This window comes from Streptomyces sp. NPDC007945, assembly GCF_042958885.1.
In the GTDB taxonomy this organism is placed as follows: domain Bacteria; phylum Actinomycetota; class Actinomycetes; order Streptomycetales; family Streptomycetaceae; genus Streptomyces.
The window spans coordinates 360,832-378,019 of the sequence record NZ_JBIBJV010000007.1 but is presented as its reverse complement, the minus strand read 5'-3'; the positions used below and the strand labels follow the sequence as shown (position 1 = coordinate 378,019).

The window sequence follows — 17,188 nt, the reverse complement described above, 5'->3', positions numbered from 1 at the left end:
CCGGAGCCGTCTACGGACCGGCCCCGGGCGGCCCCGGACACGGCGAGGGCCCCGGCCGCGATCCGTGCGGCCGGGGCCCTCGCCGCACGCGCTCGCGTACGGACGGGGTCGGGTCAGGCGGTGAGGCGGTCCGACGAGGGGCGGGCCGGCCGGGCGCGGCTCGCGGCCGCCCCGACGGTCTCCCTGGTCGGCTCCTCCACCGGCGGGGCCGGGAAGAGCCGCGGCCCGCCGGAGGCCACCGGCAGCGAGGGCACCAGGCGGCGCCGGGCCCGCAGCCGCTCCCTGATCCGGTCCCGCCGGTCCAGGAGCCAGGCCTCCACGACGGCGATGACCGGCTCGCACCAGGGCAGCGCGAGCAGGATCAGCAGGCCGGCGGCCCAGCCGAGCAGGACGTCGCTGAGCCAGTGGGTACCGAGGTAGACCGTCGTCAGGCCGACGCCGAGGGCGACCACCGCGGAGAGCGCCGACAGGTAGCGCCGGGCCCGCGGGGTGGTGGCGAGGTAGGCCAGGATGCCCCAGGTCACCACCGCGTTCGCGGTGTGACCCGAGGGGAATATGTCGCCGCCCGCGAACAGCTCGGCCGAGCCGACCTGTGTCGCGTAGTGGGGGCCGAGCCGGCCGAGTCCGAGCTTCACCGCGCCGACGGTGACGTTGAGGAGCAGCAGCGCCGCGCCGAGGGAGAGGAGCGGCCGCAGGGTGTGCTGGCGCCAGGAGCGCCAGCCCAGCCAGGCGGCCACCATCACCGCGGTCGGACCGCGCTGGCCGAGGACGACGTAGTAGTCGAGGAAGGCGTGCAGCTCCGGCCACTGCTGGTAGGGACGGAAGAGCATGATCTTCCAGTCGAGGGTCACCAGCCAGGTGGACAGCAGCACCGCCACCACGACGATCAGGTAGAACGCCGACGTCCCGCCGAAGAGGGCGAGACGCGTCCGGGTCATCCGCGGGACCTCTATCTTCGGCGGGACCGGCTCCCGGTCCAGCCGGGCAAAGATGTCGGTACGCACCCAATCGACGTTACAGGGGGTGAGGAGACGACCCGTGCGATCCGCTCCCTTCGTGATGACGATGTGATGTGGAGTGTGTCTCAGCGGCCCGCCTTTTCCGGACTCCCGTCGGAAAATCCGATGACCTTCAGCCCTATTGCCGTCGGGGGTGATTCCGGAAGCCTGTTTGCGTGGCGCCGAATTACTTCACACACCCGTCCGTACGGAATTCCGCGCGACGCGCGGGGCCGGCGGAGTGGCGTACGACACACCGGGAGCCTCGCCGGGGTGAGAGGTGCGCCACCCCCCAGGGGTCCTTCCTCGCGTACGCTGACGGCTCACTCGCCCCTCTTCGCCGCGCCGCCCCCGCACATCAGCCCAGGTCGGCGGCGTCTGCCGAGCGCGAGAGCGTCACTTGGAGGTACGCACATGTCGCGGACGATCACGGCCCGAGCAGGACGGCGGGCCGCCGCCGGCGGCGGCGCCAACCGCTGGGCCGTCCTCGTCGTCCTCTGCGTCAGCCTTCTCCTGGTCGCCCTGGACGCGACCATCCTCCACGTCGCCGTCCCCTCGCTCACCGAGAACCTGCGGCCCGGCGCGACCGAGCTGCTCTGGATCGTCGACGCCTACCCCCTGGTCTGCGCCTCGCTGCTGATTCTCTTCGGCACCCTCGGCGACCGGATCGGCCGGCGCCGGGTGCTGCTCCTCGGGTACGGGATCTTCGGCCTCGCCTCGGCCGTCGCCGCCCTCGCCACCGAGCCGTGGGTCCTCATCGCGGCCCGGGCGCTGCTCGGCGTCGGCGGCGCCATGATCATGCCGGCGACGCTCTCCATCATCCGGACCGTCTTCCCCGACCGGCGCGAGCGGGCCACCGCCATCGGCGTCTGGACGGCGGTGGCCGCGATCGGCGCGGCCACCGGGCCGGTGCTCGGCGGCTTCCTCGTCGAGCACTACTGGTGGGGCTCCGTCTTCCTCATCAACATCCCGCTGATGGCGCTGATCCTGCCGCTCGCCCGCCGGCTCCTGCCCGAGTCCCGGGGGAGCGCGGAAGGGCCCTGGGACGTCCTCGGCGCGCTGATGGCCGCGGCGGGCGTGCTCGGCTGCGTCCTCGGCGTGAAGCGGCTCGGCGCGGGCGAGGACGTGCTCGCCCCGGCCACTGCGGCACCCCTGCTCGCCGGGGCGCTGCTGCTCGTCCTCTTCGTCCGGCGCCAGCGGCGCAGGCCGCACCCGCTGATCGACACCCGGCTCTTCTCCCGGCCCGCCTTCACCACCTCGGTCGGCTGCATCGTCCTCGCCATGCTGGCCCTCGTCGGCCTGGAGCTCATCGCCGTCCAGTACCTCCAGCTGGTCCTCGGGCTCACGCCCCTGGAGACCGGGCTGCGGCTCCTCCCGCTCACCTTCGCCGCGATGGCGGCCGGCGCCACCGGCTCGTACACCCTGCGCCGGATCGGGCCCCGGCGGATGGTCGGCTGGGGCTTCCTGCTCACCGCCGGGGCGGTGCTGCTGCTCACGCTGATGGGCCAGCACGACCGGCCGCTGCTCCTCACCGCCGGCTTCGTGCTGCTCGGCTTCGGCCTCCAGACGACCCTCTTCTCGGCGTACGAGTCGATGCTGAGCGAGGCGCCGCCGCGCAGCGCGGGCGGGGCCGCGGCGATCGGCGAGACCTCGTACCAGCTCGGCGCGGGCATGGGCATCGCCCTGCTCGGCAGCGTCATGAACGCGGCGTACGCCCCCGGTCTCGCGGACGTGCCCGGGGTGCCGGCGGCGGCGAGCGGCGCCGCCGCGAACTCGCTCGGCGAGGCGTACCAGGTGGCCGACCGGCTCGGCGGCGCGGCCGGCCAGGCCCTGCACGCGGCCGCGCGCCACGCCTTCGTCGACGGCCTGCACCTCACGCTCCTCGTCAGCGCGGGCCTGCTCCTCGCCGGGGCCGTGATGGCCCTGCGGCTGCCCCGGGTGATGGAGTGCCCGGTGGACGTCGAGGCGGCGGTCGAGGAGGCCGCGGCGGCGGCGCTCGCGGAGGCGGAGGCGGCGGCTCGGTGCGCGCCTCCGGCGGAGTCCCGGCCCGCGGGCTCGGCCAAGGTCCCCGGCCAGCCGGCGTCCTCCCCGGCCGACCGGCTCGCGCCCGCCGTGCCCTGCCCGGGGCCGCACCCGGCGTCCGGCCCGGCGGAGCCGTTGCCCCGCGCGGCCACGGGCGGCCACTGATCACGGGCGGCCGCCGAGGCCGCCCGCCGGGTTCCCGACATGCGGCCGGCCCGGTCCGCTTGGCGGGTCCGGGCCGGAAGGCGTCGGTGGGGGCGGGGCGCGGCGGGCGGGATCAGCTCTGGTTGAAGAAGCCGTCCTGCCGGCGGCGGCCGGACTCGCTGACGATCTCGGTGTCGGCGGGGGTCAGCAGGAAGACCCGGGTCGCGACGCGCTCGATCGAGCCGCGCAGCCCGAAGGCGAGGCCGGCGGTGAAGTCGACGACCCGCTTGGCGTCGTTCGGCTCCATGGCGGTCAGGTTCACGATCACCGGCACGCCGTCCCGGAAGAGTTCGCCGATGGCCCGGGCGTCCCGGAAGCTGTCGGGCGAGACGGTGGCGATCCGGCGGCCCCGGTCCTCCGCGGTGTCCGAGGCGACGCGGACCCGGGGGTCCGTCACCCAGGCGTCGCCGCTCTCGGCACCGTCGGCGTACTCGTCGTCGTAGTAACGCTCGTCGTTGTCCTCGACGAGTCCCAGCCAGGCGCTCGCCTTGCGCACCGATCCCATGGACGCCTCCTTTCACGCGGTCACTGCGGTCACTTGTGGTTCCGCATATCCCTATCGTCGTCCATGATGCGGATCGCGCGCCAAGTGGATAGGCGCCGCGCAGGGGATTCGTGACGGTACTGGTGCAGAACGTGAGGCCCGAAATCTGGCGATTCGTCAGGAAACTTGGGGTATGCGGGGCCTGAGGGAGGGCCATGTTGCTGAAAATATGAAAGTCGGTCTGGAAGGGTGACGTCGGGCGCGTACGGGTGAACGCCCCCCTCGCTACGATGCCGCGACACGCTCACGCACCGCACCACGGGGGATGGAATTGTTCGGCATAGTCCGACCCTGCACGCACCGGCTCACCGACCACCTGAAGACCCAGTGGATGGCCCATCTCTGCGGCCTGTGCCTGGCCCTGCGCGCGGACCACGGCCAGTTCGCCCGGATCGTCACCAACTACGACGGGCTCATCGTCTCGGTCCTGACGGAGGCTCAGACCGGCGTCACCGACTCCGGCCGCCGCACCGCGGGCCCCTGCCCGCTGCGCGCCATGCGCACCGCTCCCGTCGCGCGCGGCGAGGGCGCCAGGCTGGCCGCCGCCGTCTCCCTCGTCCTCGCCTCGGCCAAGGTCCGCGACCACGTCGCCGACCGGGACGGCCTCCTCGCCCGCCGCCCGGTCGCCGCCGCGGCCCGCCGGGTCGCCCGCTCCTGGGACAAGGCCGGTGCCCGCGCGGGCACCGCCGTCGGCTTCGACACCGCCGTCCTCGTCGACGCCGTCGACCGCCAGACCGGGATCGAGGCCCTCGCCGGACCCGGCACCCCGCTCCTCGTCGTCACCGAGCCCACCGAGACCGCCACCGCCGCCGCCTTCGCGCACACCGCGCTCCTCGCCGGCCGGCCCGGGAACGCCGAACCGCTCGCCGAGGCCGGCCGGCTCTTCGGCCGCCTCGCCCACCTCCTCGACGCCGTCGAGGACCAGGCAGCCGACGCCGCGGCGGGCGCCTGGAACCCGCTCACCGCCACCGGCACCTCCCGCGAGGAGGCCCGCCGGCTCGCCGACGACGCCCTGCACGGCATCCGGCTGGCCCTCAAGGACGCCGACTTCACCGACGGCAAGCTCGTCCACCAGCTCCTCGCGCACGAACTGCGCGTCTCGGTCGACCGCGCCTTCGGCACCACCACCTGCTCCCACACCGGCGGCGGCGCCCCCGCGCACGCCCACGGCCCGGTCCCCGGCAACCCGTACGCCCCCGGCGGGCCGGCCCCCGGGAACCCTTACGCCCCCGGCCCCGGCGGACCGGCGGGCCCCGGCGGCCCCTGGAACCCGGGTCCGGGCGGCGGCGGAGGCGGCTTCGGCCCCCTCCCGCCCGGCCCGCCCCGCAACCGGCGCGGGCTGATCGCCGGCTGCGCGGTCTGGGCCGGCCTCGCCTGCACCTGCCAGATGTGCTGCGGCACCTACGAGGACCCGTGGAGCAGGGAGCGCAAGGACGGCCTCTGCCAGCAGTGCGACTGCGGCAACTGCTGCGACGGCTGCGACTGCTGCTCCAACTGCTGCTCGTGCGGCGGCGACGACGGCGGTTGCTGCGGCTGCGACTGCAACTGCGACTGCGGCAGCTGCTGACCCGGGGACGCCGGGGCGGAGCCGTACGCCCCCGCCCCGGCGGCACGCGCGCTCGTCACTCGTCGAGGCCGGGCTGCCCGCCACCACCGTCACCGGCGCCGCCGACCCGCTGTCGCGCGGCCTGTACGAGGACGGCGCCCGGGCCGCCCCGGGCGGGCGGGCCACCTTCCGCTTCCGCTTCCCGCGCCCGGTGGCGCCGGGCGCGGGCGGCGCGGTGACGGCGGACCTCGACCGGGCTCCGCTGCCGCCGCGCGCCTTCGTGGACCACTTCATCTGCCCTTCCCGCCCCCGGGCAACACCCTCGACGTGGCCGCGGAGGCGGGGGAGCGGCGGGTGCCGACGGGCTGACCTCGGGGCTTCCGCAATCCGGACGACGGGCGCCCCGGACCGGTACGGTCGGGGCGCCGGTGCGTGCGGCGGTCTTGTGCACCCGGCCGGGAGGCGGCACCATCACTGGCGGTGCATGTCAGGGACACATCATCTGACGGCGCCTCACGGGCCTCTCACCCCCCGGGCCCCCTCCGCTTTTCCCAGAAGGATGTGAGGAGCACAGTGAGGATCAAGCGCACCCGTCTGCTCGCCGTCGCCGCAGGACTCGCGGCCGTCACCGCCCTCGGGCTCCCCGGAGCCCAGGCCGCGCCCGCCCCCGGCCCGGCCTCCGCCGCCCAGCTGGCCCGCGCCGAGTCGGCGGTCGACGCCGCCGGGGTCGGCGGCACCGCCTGGTACGTGGACAAGGCCGCCGGCCGGGTCGTCGTCACCGCCGACTCGACCGTCTCCGACGCGGGCCTCGCCAGGATCCGGGCCGCCGCCGGGAACGACGCCGGAGCCCTGCGCGTCCAGCGCACCCCCGGCGTCCTCAAGCCCCTCCTCGGCGCCGGCGACGCCATCTACGGCAACGGCTACCGCTGCTCGCTCGGCTTCAACGTGCGCAGCGGCTCCACGTACTACTTCCTCACCGCCGGCCACTGCGGCAACGTGGTGAACACCTGGTACGCCAACTCGGCCCAGTCCACCCTGATCGGCGCCACCGTCGGCTCCAGCTTCCCGGGCAACGACTACGCCCTGGTCCGCTACGACAACACCTCGCTCGCCCACACGGGCGGCTTCACCGCCGCCGACGCCTACGTGGGCGAGTCCGTCAAGCGGTCCGGTTCCACCACCGGCACCCGCAGCGGCACCGTCACCGGCCTCAACGCCACCGTCCGCTACTCCGGCGGCGGCACCGTGAAGGGCATGATCCAGACCAACGTCTGTGCCGAGCCCGGCGACTCCGGCGGCGCGCTGTACGACGGCACCAAGGCGCTCGGCCTCACCTCCGGCGGCAGCGGCAACTGCTCGACCGGTGGCACCACGTTCTACCAGCCGGTGCCGGAGGCCCTGGCCAAGTACGGGGTCAGCCTCTACTGACGCCAGGGGCCCCCGGCCGCGCCGCGTCCGGCGGCCGGGGGGTCCGCCGGACGCGAGGAGGCCCCCGCCGCGGCGGGGGCCTCCTCGCGTCTCCGGGTTCAGCGCGCGGTCTCGTCCAGCTCGGCGGCGATCGGCTCGCCCTCCGGCTTCCGCCTCAGCGAGGACAGCACCAGCGTGACCGCCGCGCCGACCACCGCCCAGGCGGAGAGCACCAGCATCGAGGCGGTCATGTCGTTGCCCTTGAAGTACGCGATCGAGCGCGCCGCCCAGGTGCCGGCGCCCGGCGGCAGGGCCGGGCCGATCGCCTTCCAGAACGGCGGCAGCATCGGCGCGGGGAAGGCGCCGCCCGCGCTCGGGTTGCCCAGGACGACCACGAGGAGGATCGCCAGGCCGATGCCGACGATCCCGAAGACCGACTGGAGGGCGAGGGTGGCCGCGCCGACCGCGAAGACGACCAGGGTGCCGAGCCCCCACAGGGCGGCGACGGAGCCGGGCAGGGCGCCCAGGATCGGGCCGACGATGACCGCCCCGCCGAGGCCGCCGAGGACCGAGTAGAGCGCGAGGACACCGAGCCGGATGATCGCCCGCTCGCGGTTGGCCGGCCGGGAGCCGGCGCTGATGGCGAGGATCGCGGCGCAGATGTAGCCGCCGACGCACCAGCCGACCACCAGGTAGAAGGCGGAGAGCCCGTCGAAGTCCTGCCGCGAGGCGGGGGCCACGTCGACCGTCCGCACCTCCCGCCGCTGGGTCTCCTCCACCCGCGTGACGATCTTCTCCAGGGCGGAGGAGAGCACGGTGCCGCCGCCGGAGGCGACGAGCAGGGTGTCGGTGCGGCCCGCCGGGTCCACGATCAGGGCGCCGTCGATCTCCCGGTTCATGATCTTGTCCCGGGCCTCGTCGGCGCCGGCGACCGGCCGCGGGTCGAGCGGGTCGCCGGGCAGCTTCTCCAGCTCGCCGACGAGGGTGGCGGACACCTGCGGGGGCGCGACGACGCCGAAGGGCACGTCGGCCGGCTTCGGGTTGTGCAGCGCCCCGACGTACGAGGCGATGAAGAGGAGCTGGAGGGCGAGGACCCCGACGACGAGCAGGGCGGCTCGGGGGGTGACGGCGCTTTTCAGTTCGTCGACGAGACTCATGCCCCCAGGCTGTGGCCGCAGGGGCGTTTGCGCAGGTGGGAGGGGGCCGAACGGCTGACGGGGGTGGACCGCGCGCCGTATATCGTACGCACGTTCGAAATGGGCTAGGGTGGTGTGTGGGGGTGGGAACGTCTGTACGAATATCGGCGCGGGAGCGCCGCCGGAGCAGGAACGCGGGAGGTGCGCCATGACGGGCTTCACCCATCTGCACACCGCCTCCGGGTACTCACTCCGGTACGGCGCCTCCCACCCCGGCGCCCTCGCCGCCCGCGCCGCCGAGCGCGGCCTGGACGCCCTCGCCCTCACCGACCGCGACGGCCTCGGCGGCGCGATCCGCTTCGCCAAGGCGTGCGAGAAGCAGGGCGTCCGCCCCCTCTTCGGCGTCGACCTCGCCCATGAGCCGCTGACCGCCCCGGCCGGACGGAGCGGGCCGGACGGCCCCGGCGGCGGGGCGACCTCCGCCCGCCGGATGCCCGTGCGCGGCGGCGCCTTCGTCGACGAGTCCGCGCCCCGGGCCGTCTACCTCGCCCGCTCCCGGACCGGCTGGGCCTCCCTCTGCGCCCTCGTCACCGCCGCCCACGCCCGCCCCCGGGACGGCCGGCCCGTCCTGCCCGCCTCCGCCGACCCCGGCGCGGACCTCTTCGTGCTGCTCGGCCCCGACTCCGACGTCGGCCGCGCCCTCGCCGCCGGCCGCCCCGACCGGGCCGCCCGGCTGCTCGCCCCCTGGCGCGAGCGGTACGGCGACGCGCTCCGCCTCGCCGCCGTCGACCACGGCCGCCCCGGCCCCGGCCCCGGCTCGCTGCGGCTCGCCGCCCGGACCCTCGGCTTCGCCGCCGAACAGGGCGTCACGCCCGTCCTCACCAACGCCGTCCGCTACGCCGATCCCGGCCAGGGCCCGGTCGCCGACGTCCTCGACGCCGCCCGCCGGCTCGTCCCCGTGGACCCCCGCAAGGGCCTCGACAGCGGCGAGGCCTGGCTCAAGGACACCGCCGCGATGGCCGCCGCCGCCGACCGGATCGCCCAGGCCGCCGGCTTCCGCCCCGACGCGGCCCGCCGACTGCTCGACCGGACCGCCGAGACCGCCGCCGCCTGCCTGGTCGACCCCGAGGACGACCTCGGCATGGGCTCCGCCCACTTCCCCGAGCCGCACCTGGTCGGCGCCGCGCACCGCACCGCCCAGCGCGTCCTCGCCTCCCGGGCCGCCGCCGGCATGGTCCTCAAGGGGTACGGGAAGCGGGCCGCCTACTGGGACCGGATGCACCGCGAGCTCGACATCATCGCCCACCACGGCTTCGCCAGCTACTTCCTGACGGTCGCCCAGGTCGTCGACGACGTGAAGGCGAGGGGCATCCGGGTGGCCGCCCGCGGCTCCGGCGCCGGCTCCCTCGTCAACCACCTCCTCGGCATCGCCCACGCCGACCCCGTCGAGCACGGTCTGCTCATGGAGCGCTTCCTCTCCAAGCGCCGCACCGCCCTGCCCGACATCGACATCGACGTCGAGTCCGCCCGCCGCCTGGAGGTCTACCGGGCGATCATCGACCGCTTCGGCGCCGAACGGGTCGCCGCCGTCTCCATGCCCGAGACCTACCGGGTCCGCCACGCCGTCCGGGACGTCGGCGCCGCCCTCTCCCTCGACCCCGCCGAGACAGACCGGATCGCCAAGGCCTTCCCGCACATCCGCGCCAGGGACGCCCTCGCCGCCCTCGACGAACTCCCCGAACTGCGCGAACTCGCGGGCGAACGCGAGAAGTACGGCCGGCTCTGGGAACTGGTCGAAGCCCTCGACGCGCTCCCCCGCGGCATCGCCATGCACCCCTGCGGGCTCCTCCTCTCGGACGCCTCGCTGCTCACCCGCACCCCCGTGATCCCCACCAGCGGCGAAGGCTTCCCCATGTCCCCGTTCGACAAGGAGGACGTCGAGGACCTCGGACTGCTCAAGCTCGACGTGCTCGGCGTGCGGATGCAGTCCGCGATGGCCCACGCCGTCGCCGAGGTCGGCCGCGCCACCGGCACCCGCCCGGACATCGACGCGCTCCCGGCCGGGGACCCCGCCACGTACGCCCTGATCCGCTCCACCGAGACCCTCGGCTGCTTCCAGATCGAGTCGCCGGGCCAGCGCGACCTGGTCGGCCGGCTCCAGCCCGAGACCCTCCACGACCTCGTCGTGGACATCTCGCTCTTCCGCCCCGGGCCGGTCGCCGCCGACATGGTCCGCCCCTTCATCGAGGCCCGGCACGGCCGCGCCCCCGTCCGCTACCCCCACCCCGACCTGGAGGAGGCCCTGAAGGAGACGTACGGCGTCGTCGTCTTCCACGAGCAGGTCATCGAGATCGTCCGGATCATGACCGGCTGCGACCGGGCCGAGGCCGACCAGGTGCGGCGCGGGCTCTCGCACCCCGAGGAACAGGGCCGGATCAAGGCATGGTTCGCCCAGCTGGCCACCCGCCGGGGGTACGCGGACGAGGTCGTCGCCCGCACCTGGGAGATCGTCGAGGCCTTCGGCTCGTACGGCTTCTGCAAGGCGCACGCGGTGGCCTTCGCCGTGCCCACCTACCAGTCGGCCTGGCTCAAGGCGCACCACCCGGCCGCCTTCTACGCGGGGCTGCTCACCCACGACCCCGGCATGTACCCGAAGCGGCTGCTGCTCGCCGACGCCCGCCGGCGCGGGGTGCCGGTGCTGCCGCTGGACGTGAACCGGTCGGCGGTCGCCCACCATATCGAACTGGTGTCCGATGAACCTCCGGTGTGGGGGCTCCGGCTCGGCCTCACCGACGTGCACGGCATCAGCGAGGCCGAGTCCGCCCGCATCGAGGCCGGGCAGCCCTACGCCTCCCTCCTCGACTTCTGGGAGCGCGCCCGCCCCGGCAAACCCGTCGCCGAACGCCTCGCCCAGGTCGGCGCCCTCGACGCCTTCGGAGCCAACCGCCGCGACCTCCTCCTGCACCTCACCGAACTCCACCGCCTCCAGCGCGGCGCCGCCTCCTACGGCGGACAGCTCCCGCTCGCCCGCGGCCGCAAGACCGCCCCCGTCGGCCTGCCGGACCTCGACGAGTCGGAGCGCCTCAGCGCCGAACTCGGCATCCTCGGCATGGACGCCTCCCGCCACCTCATGGGCGACCACCACGCCTTCCTCCGCGAACTCGGCGCCGTCTCCGCCGAGCGCCTGCGCTCCACCCCCCACGGGCGGACCGTCCTGGTCGCCGGCGCCAAGGCCGCCACCCAGACCCCGCCGATCCGCTCCGGCAGACGCGTCATCTTCACCACCCTCGACGACGGCACCGGCCTCGTCGACCTCGCCTTCTTCGACGACGCCCACGAACGGTGCGCCCACACCGTCTTCCACTCCTGGCTGCTCCTGGTCAGGGGCGTGGTGCAGCGGCGCGGCCCGCGCAGCGTCAGCGTCGTCGGCGCCGCCGCCTGGAACCTCGCCGAACTCGCCGAACTCCGGGCCACCGGCGGCCTGGAGGCGGTGGGGGAGCGGCTCGCGGAAGAGGCGGCCACCCCCGGGAAGGGCACCGACGACGGCCGCCGCATCCGCATGGAGACCGGCTACGAGATGAACCCCTGGGCCGACCTCAAGCCCGCCGGCGAGGGCGCCGCCACCCCGGCGCGCAAGCTCTGGCACAGCAGCCCCGGGAGCGCCGGATGATCCTCTGCGTACGCTTCGGACCGGCGGCGGGAGAGGCCCTCCTGCCCCGACTCGTCGACCTCCTCGGCGAGTTCACCCCGGTCGTGGAGGCCGTCCCGCCGCACGAGGCGCTCGCCGACGTGCGCGGCGCGCTGCGCTACTTCGACCGCGAGCCCGCCGAACTCGCCGCCGTCATCCGGGTCCGGGCCCTCGCCCTCCACGGCGTCGACTGCGTCATCGGCGCCGGACCCAACCCGATGCTCGCCCGCATGGCCGCCCGGGAGGCCCGGCCCGGCCGCACCCTCACCGTCGACGACCCGGCGGCCTTCCTGCGCGACCGTCCCGTCGCCGCCCTCGACGGCGTCGGCCGCGCCACCGCCCGCACCCTCTGCGGTTACGGACTCGACTCCGCCGGCCGGGTCGCCGACGCCCCGCTCGCCGTCCTCCAGCGGCTCGTCGGCGCCAAGGCCGGCCGTGAGCTGTGGGAACGGGCCCGGGGCATCGACCGCACCCCCGTCACGCCCCACGCGGCCGCCCGCTCCCTCGCCGCCGAGCGCTCCTTCCCGTACGACGAGACCGACCGCACCGCACAGCGCAGGGCGCTCCTCTCGCTCACCGAGGAGCTCGGCGCCCGGCTGCGCGCCGAGGCCCAGGTCTGCCGCTCCCTCGCGCTCACCGTGCGGTACGCCGACCGCAGCACCACGACCCGGAGCCGCACCCTGCCCGAACCGACCGCCCACACCACCGCGCTCACCGCCCTCGCGTACGCCCTCCACGACTCCCTCGCCCTCCAGCGCGCCCGGGTCCGCGGCATCGCGCTGCGCGCCGAGGGCCTCGGGCCCGCCGAACGGGCCGCGCACCAGCTCACCTTCGACCCGGCGGACGAGAAGGCCCGGCGGATCGAGGCGGTGGTGGACCGGGCCCGGGCGAGGTTCGGACCCCGGGCGATCGTGCCGGGTTCGCTGGCGGCCTGAACCCCCGCCGTACCAGGCCGTGGTGACGGCGCGACAGTTTTTACCGACGCGTAACTTCCCAGTCGGTAACACCCGTGCGTAACGTGGCCGAAGAGCATCCCCACTTGTGGTCCGGACCGCAGGGCATCGCACCCCCACCTCCCTTGAGCCGCAAGGAGACCGCCCGATGCTGCCCCGGAACCGCCGCAACCCCTGGAAGCACCTCGCCAGAGTCCTGTCCGTCCTGCTCCTGACGGTCGCCGCCGTCCTCGCCCCCACCGCCGCCCAGGCCGCCGACGCGCCGAGCCGGGGCTGGAACGACTGGTCCTGCAAGCCCTCCGCCGCCCACCCGCGCCCGGTCGTCCTCGTCCACGGAACCCTCGGGAACTCCGTCGACAACTGGCTCGCCCTCGCCCCCTACCTGGTGAACCGCGGCTACTGCGTCTACTCCCTCGACTACGGCCAGCTGCCGAACGTGCCCTTCTTCCACGGCCTCGGCCCCATCGAGAAGTCCGCGGGACAGCTCGACGCCTTCGTCGACCGGGTCCTCGCCGCCACCGGCGTCCCCGAGGCCGACCTCGTCGGCCACTCGCAGGGCGGCATGATGCCCCGCTGGTACCTCAAGTTCCTCGGCGGCGCCGAGAAGGTGAACGCGCTCGTCGGCATCGCCCCCGACAACCACGGCACCACCCTGCTCGGCCTCACCCGGCTCCTGCCGCACTTCCCCGGCGCCGAGGACCTCATCACGTCCTCCACCCCGGGCCTCGCCGACCAGATCGCCGGCTCCGCCTTCCTCACCAAGCTGAACGAGGGCGGGGACACCGTGCCCGGCGTCCGCTACCACGTCATCGCGACGCGGTACGACCAGGTCGTCACGCCGTACCGCACGCAGTTCCTCGACGGGCCGAACGTCACCAACGTCCTCATCCAGGACAGGTGCGCGCTCGACCTCTCCGAGCACGTGGCCATCGGCACGGTGGACCGGGTCGCCTTCCACGAGGTCGCCAACGCCCTCGACCCGGCCCACGCCACCCCGACCACCTGCCTGTCGGTGGTCGGCTAGGGCCTGTCGTCAAACTCGCGCCGTCGCCCGGAGGGCGGCCCCGCGGCGTCAGGTGCGTGCTCTCGGCGTGCCGGGCGCCAGGCCTCGTACTGGACGTACTTGGCCTTGTGCCCGGTGCGGCGAGAGTGCGTGCATGGCGTCGTGGGGCAGGCGGGAGTTTGACGACAGGCCCTAGCCCCGCCGGGCCCGCCGGCCCGCCGCGAACAGCACCGCCGCGCCGACCGCCAGCACACCGGCGCCGCCGAGCGCCAGGTACGGAGTGCCGCCGTCCCCGCCGGTCTCGGCCAGCTCCACGGCCTCCCCGGCGGGAGCGGGGGCGGGCGGCGCCTGCGTCGCGGCCCGCGGCTCCGGGCCCGTCGACGCGTCGGCGTCCCCGTGTCCGCCGTGCTCGACCGTGGAGTGCTCCCGGCCCTTCTCGATCTGTTCGTCGGAGGGCGCGGAGGCGGTCGGCGCGGGCGCCGGCTCGGTGGTGGCGGGCGGGGCGGCCGGCGCGGGGGCCGCCGTCGTCGGAGCCGCAGCCGTACCCCCGCCACCGCTCTGCCGCTCCCCGTCGAAGACCACGTCGGAGCAGGTGTAGAACGCCTCGGGGGAGTCGGAGCGCTGCCAGATCGAATAGATCAGGTGGCGGCCCGACTTCCGGGGGACCGTCCCCTCGAAGACGTAGTCGCCGTCCCGCATCGCCGGGTCGGTGACCGTCAGGAACGGCTCCGCCTCCAGGTCCGACCAGGCCAGCGGCTTCGACGGGTCGTAACCGTCCTTCGTCACGTACAGCGCGAACGTGCCCCTGTGCGGCGCCGTCCCCTTATAGCGGAAGGTGTGGCCGCCGGACGTCAGCGGCGACACCGGCCAGTCCGCCCGGGCGAGGTCGAGCCCCCGGTACTTCTCGTTGCCCGCGCTGCACAGCTTCCCGTCCGGGATCAGCGCCCGGTGCCGCCCGGCCGCGTTCGCGACGTTCACACCGTTCCAGTCGTAGAGCGCCTGCGGCCCGCCCGCGGCCACCGCGGCCTTGCACGCCGCCGACGACGGCGACTCCGGCCCCTCCGCGTAACAGGCCGCGACCCGGCTCACCGGGTCCGTCATCGAACCGTGCGCGAAGGCGGGAGCGCCGGCGGACCCGGCGAGGACCAGAGCGGTGGCGGCGACCGCGACCGTACGACGAGACATCATGGGGGGACACTCCTGAACGAGGGCGGGTGTGGGGGGTGCCCCGCACGCTAGCCCCCGCAACCGCCCGGACCGGCCCCGGAGAAGGGCGGACGGCGATTCTTAGGACCGCTTTAAGGCCCACGAAAGCGCCGCCTCAGGAACGGCCCGGCCTCACCCCGCCGGCCGGTACCGCCGCTCCGGGCGGCCCGTCCCCCCGTACCGCAGCGTCACCTCGGCCCGGCCCGTGGCCGCGAAGTGCTCCAGGTAGCGGCGGGCGCTGACGCGGGAGAGGGAGCCGGCCTCCGCGCACTCGGTGGCCGAGAGGCCCCCGGGGTGAGCCCGCAGGATGCCCTCCACCAGCTCCGCCGTGTGCGCGGCCAGGCCCTTCGGGAGCTCGCGGGAGCCGCGCGGTCGGGTGCCGAAGATCTGGTCCACGTCCTCCTGCCGCGCCTCGTCCAGACCGTCGAGGCGGGTGCTGAGGGAGGCCACGTGGCGCAGCTGCTCGTGGAGGGCGGCCTGGTGGAAGGGCTTGATCAGATAGTGCAGGGCGCCGGCCCGCAGCGCCGCGCGGACCACGCCCGCGTCCCTGGCGGCCGTGATGAAGAGCGCGTCCATCGCGAGACCGGCCCCGCGCAGCTCCCGCAGGACCCCGATGCCGTCCATGTCGGGCAGGAAGACGTCCAGGAGGACCAGGTCGGGGCGGAGCCGATGGGCGGCGCGCAGCGCCTCCGCGCCGGTGTGCGCGACACCGACGACGGAGAAGCCCGGCACGGCCGACACGTAGCGGCTGTGCAGCTTGGCCACCATGAAGTCGTCGTCGACCACCAGCACCTTCGTCACGCCGGACACGGTAGGTCGCGACCGCAAGGACCACAACGTCCGTTGGTTGCGGAAGAGCGACAGCTTCCTCACGCGCGGGCAACATGTGGGCACCCCCCCACCACGCACTTCCCCGCACTCCCCCCATCACGCACTTCCCCGCACCACGCACCCCCACCACACACGTCCACCCAACCACCGAGAGGCGGCCGCGTTGCGTCTTCGCACCCCCTTCGCCCTGCTCGGGGCGGCGCTGCTGGTGCTCGTGGGGCCGCCGCTGCTCACCCCCGGCAGCGGCCCCGACACCGGCACCGACATACCCGGCCTGAGGTTCATGGTCCCCAACACCCCCGGCGGCGGCTACGACATCACCGCCCGCACCGCCGCGAAGAACGCCGAGGAGGCCGGGCTCACCGGCGACATCGAGGTCTTCAACCTGCCCGGCGCGGGCGGCACCGTCGGCCTCACCCGGCTCGTCGGCGAGCGCGGCGACGGCCGCGTCGCCATGTCGATGGGGCTCGGCGTCGTCGGCGCCGTCCACACCAACAAGACCCCCAGGACCCTCGCCGACACCACCCCGATCGCCCGGCTCACCGAGGAGCAGGACATCGTCGTGGTCTCCAAGGACTCCCCGTACCGGACCATCCAGGACCTGCTCGCCGCCTGGAAGAAGGACCCCGGGAAGCTGCCCGTCGGCGGCGGGTCCTCGCCCGGCGGCCCCGACCACCTCGCGCCCATGCTGATGGCCCAGGCCGCCGGCATCCCGCCCAAGGAGGTCAACTACATCCCCTTCGACGGCGGCGGCGAGCTCCTCGCCTCCATCCTCGGCTCCAAGGTCGCCTTCGGCGTCTCCGGCGTCGGCGAGTACCTCGACCAGATCGAGGCCGGCGAGCTGCGCCTGCTCGCCGTCACCGGCGCCGAGCGGGTCCCCGGCCTCGACGCCCCCACCCTCCGCGAGGCCGGACTCGACACCGAGTTCACCAACTGGCGCGGCATCGTCGCCCCGCCCGGCCTCACCGACGCCGAGCGCGACCGGCTCGTCACCCTCGTCACGAAGCTGCACGACTCGCCCCAGTGGCGCGAGTCCCTGAAGACCCACGGCTGGACCGACGCCTTCCTGCCCGGCGAGGAGTTCGGCGCCTTCCTCACCGAGCAGAACACCCGCGTCGACACGGTGCTGAAGGAGCTGGGACTGTGACCACCGAACCGAAGACCCGGCTCAAGGATCGCTCCGAACTCGGCGTCAGCGCCCTGCTGCTGCTCCTCGGCGTCCTCGTCCTCACCGACGCCCTCACCCTCGACGTCGACGTCTCCGCCCGCGGCCCCGTCGGCCCCGCCACCGTCCCCCTCCTCGTCGGCTGCGGCCTCCTCGTCGTCGCCGTCCTCCTCGCCGTCGACGTCTTCCACGGCGGCCGGGGCGAGGCCGAGGGCGGCGAGGACATCGACCTCGACGCCCCCGCCGACTGGCGCACCGTGCTGCTCCTCGTCGGCGTCTTCCTCGGCTTCGCCGTCCTCATCGGCCCGCTCGGCTTCCCCGTCTCCGGCGCCCTCCTCTTCTGGGGCGCGGCCTACGCGCTCGGCAGCCGCCATCCGGCCCGCGACCCGCTGATCGCGGCCGTCCTCTCCCTCCTCACCTACGGCGTCTTCGACCGGCTGCTGGGCGTTCCGCTGCCCGGTGGACCGCTGATGGGAGTGCTCTGA

Annotated in this window: 13 protein-coding genes; 8 read left to right on the top strand and 5 right to left on the bottom strand. The window is 74.8% G+C overall.

Translation table 11 applies throughout. The annotated features are described in order from the left end of the window. Positions 1 to 113: 113 nt before the first annotated feature. A complete protein-coding gene (locus ACFZCF_RS24080) occupies positions 114 to 938 on the bottom strand; it encodes a phosphatase PAP2 family protein (protein WP_391288668.1) in 825 nt (274 codons plus the stop codon). A 474-nt stretch (positions 939 to 1,412) separates the two neighbouring features. Between ACFZCF_RS24080 and ACFZCF_RS24075 the strand changes: the two genes are divergently transcribed. Continuing rightward, positions 1,413 to 3,185: an MFS transporter gene (locus ACFZCF_RS24075; protein ID WP_391288666.1), complete on the top strand. Its 1,773-nt coding sequence runs from the start codon at positions 1,413 to 1,415 to the stop codon at positions 3,183 to 3,185. A gap of 112 nt (positions 3,186 to 3,297) precedes the next feature. Here ACFZCF_RS24075 and ACFZCF_RS24070 read toward each other — a convergent pair whose 3' ends face one another. After that, on the bottom strand, positions 3,298 to 3,729 hold the full coding sequence (locus ACFZCF_RS24070) for a cell division protein SepF (protein ID WP_388447271.1): 432 nt from the start codon (positions 3,727 to 3,729) through the stop codon (positions 3,298 to 3,300). A 310-nt stretch (positions 3,730 to 4,039) separates the two neighbouring features. Between ACFZCF_RS24070 and ACFZCF_RS24065 the strand changes: the two genes are divergently transcribed. Together ACFZCF_RS24065 and ACFZCF_RS24060 are read left to right on the top strand one after the other, a co-directional pair. Continuing rightward, positions 4,040 to 5,335, top strand: a complete 1,296-nt coding sequence (locus ACFZCF_RS24065; protein ID WP_391288664.1) for a DUF5685 family protein — start codon at positions 4,040 to 4,042, stop codon at positions 5,333 to 5,335. Between the two features lie 552 nt (positions 5,336 to 5,887). Continuing rightward, the gene (locus ACFZCF_RS24060) at positions 5,888 to 6,742 is read left to right on the top strand and encodes a S1 family peptidase (RefSeq protein ID WP_388447265.1); all 855 of its coding nucleotides are present in this window, start codon (positions 5,888 to 5,890) and stop codon (positions 6,740 to 6,742) included. A 98-nt stretch (positions 6,743 to 6,840) separates the two neighbouring features. Here ACFZCF_RS24060 and ACFZCF_RS24055 read toward each other — a convergent pair whose 3' ends face one another. Then, a complete protein-coding gene (locus ACFZCF_RS24055) occupies positions 6,841 to 7,878 on the bottom strand; it encodes a DUF3533 domain-containing protein (RefSeq protein ID WP_388447263.1) in 1,038 nt (345 codons plus the stop codon). A gap of 187 nt (positions 7,879 to 8,065) precedes the next feature. Between ACFZCF_RS24055 and ACFZCF_RS24050 the strand changes: the two genes are divergently transcribed. The 3 genes from ACFZCF_RS24050 (at position 8,066) to ACFZCF_RS24040 (ending at position 13,522) form a co-directional block, all read left to right on the top strand. Continuing rightward, positions 8,066 to 11,527: a DNA polymerase III subunit alpha gene (locus tag ACFZCF_RS24050; RefSeq protein WP_391288661.1), complete on the top strand. Its 3,462-nt coding sequence runs from the start codon at positions 8,066 to 8,068 to the stop codon at positions 11,525 to 11,527. After that, positions 11,524 to 12,480 carry a hypothetical protein gene (locus ACFZCF_RS24045; RefSeq protein WP_391288659.1) on the top strand — a complete coding sequence of 319 codons (957 nt, stop codon included), beginning with the start codon at positions 11,524 to 11,526 and terminating at the stop codon, positions 12,478 to 12,480. The genes ACFZCF_RS24050 and ACFZCF_RS24045 overlap by 4 nt, the downstream gene beginning before the upstream one ends. A gap of 166 nt (positions 12,481 to 12,646) precedes the next feature. Further along, positions 12,647 to 13,522, top strand: a complete 876-nt coding sequence (locus ACFZCF_RS24040; RefSeq protein ID WP_391288657.1) for an alpha/beta fold hydrolase — start codon at positions 12,647 to 12,649, stop codon at positions 13,520 to 13,522. 171 nt (positions 13,523 to 13,693) lie between these two features. On the opposite strand, the gene ACFZCF_RS24035 is transcribed toward ACFZCF_RS24040, so the two are convergent. Together ACFZCF_RS24035 and ACFZCF_RS24030 are read right to left on the bottom strand one after the other, a co-directional pair. Beyond that, positions 13,694 to 14,689, bottom strand: a complete 996-nt coding sequence (locus ACFZCF_RS24035; protein WP_391288655.1) for a lytic polysaccharide monooxygenase — start codon at positions 14,687 to 14,689, stop codon at positions 13,694 to 13,696. A gap of 150 nt (positions 14,690 to 14,839) precedes the next feature. Then, the gene (locus tag ACFZCF_RS24030; protein WP_388447253.1) at positions 14,840 to 15,508 is read right to left on the bottom strand and encodes a response regulator; all 669 of its coding nucleotides are present in this window, start codon (positions 15,506 to 15,508) and stop codon (positions 14,840 to 14,842) included. A gap of 193 nt (positions 15,509 to 15,701) precedes the next feature. Between ACFZCF_RS24030 and ACFZCF_RS24025 the strand changes: the two genes are divergently transcribed. Continuing rightward, positions 15,702 to 16,685, top strand: a complete 984-nt coding sequence (locus ACFZCF_RS24025) for a Bug family tripartite tricarboxylate transporter substrate binding protein (protein ID WP_388447252.1) — start codon at positions 15,702 to 15,704, stop codon at positions 16,683 to 16,685. Continuing rightward, positions 16,682 to 17,188 carry a tripartite tricarboxylate transporter TctB family protein gene (locus tag ACFZCF_RS24020; protein ID WP_391288652.1) on the top strand — a complete coding sequence of 169 codons (507 nt, stop codon included), beginning with the start codon at positions 16,682 to 16,684 and terminating at the stop codon, positions 17,186 to 17,188. The genes ACFZCF_RS24025 and ACFZCF_RS24020 overlap by 4 nt, the downstream gene beginning before the upstream one ends.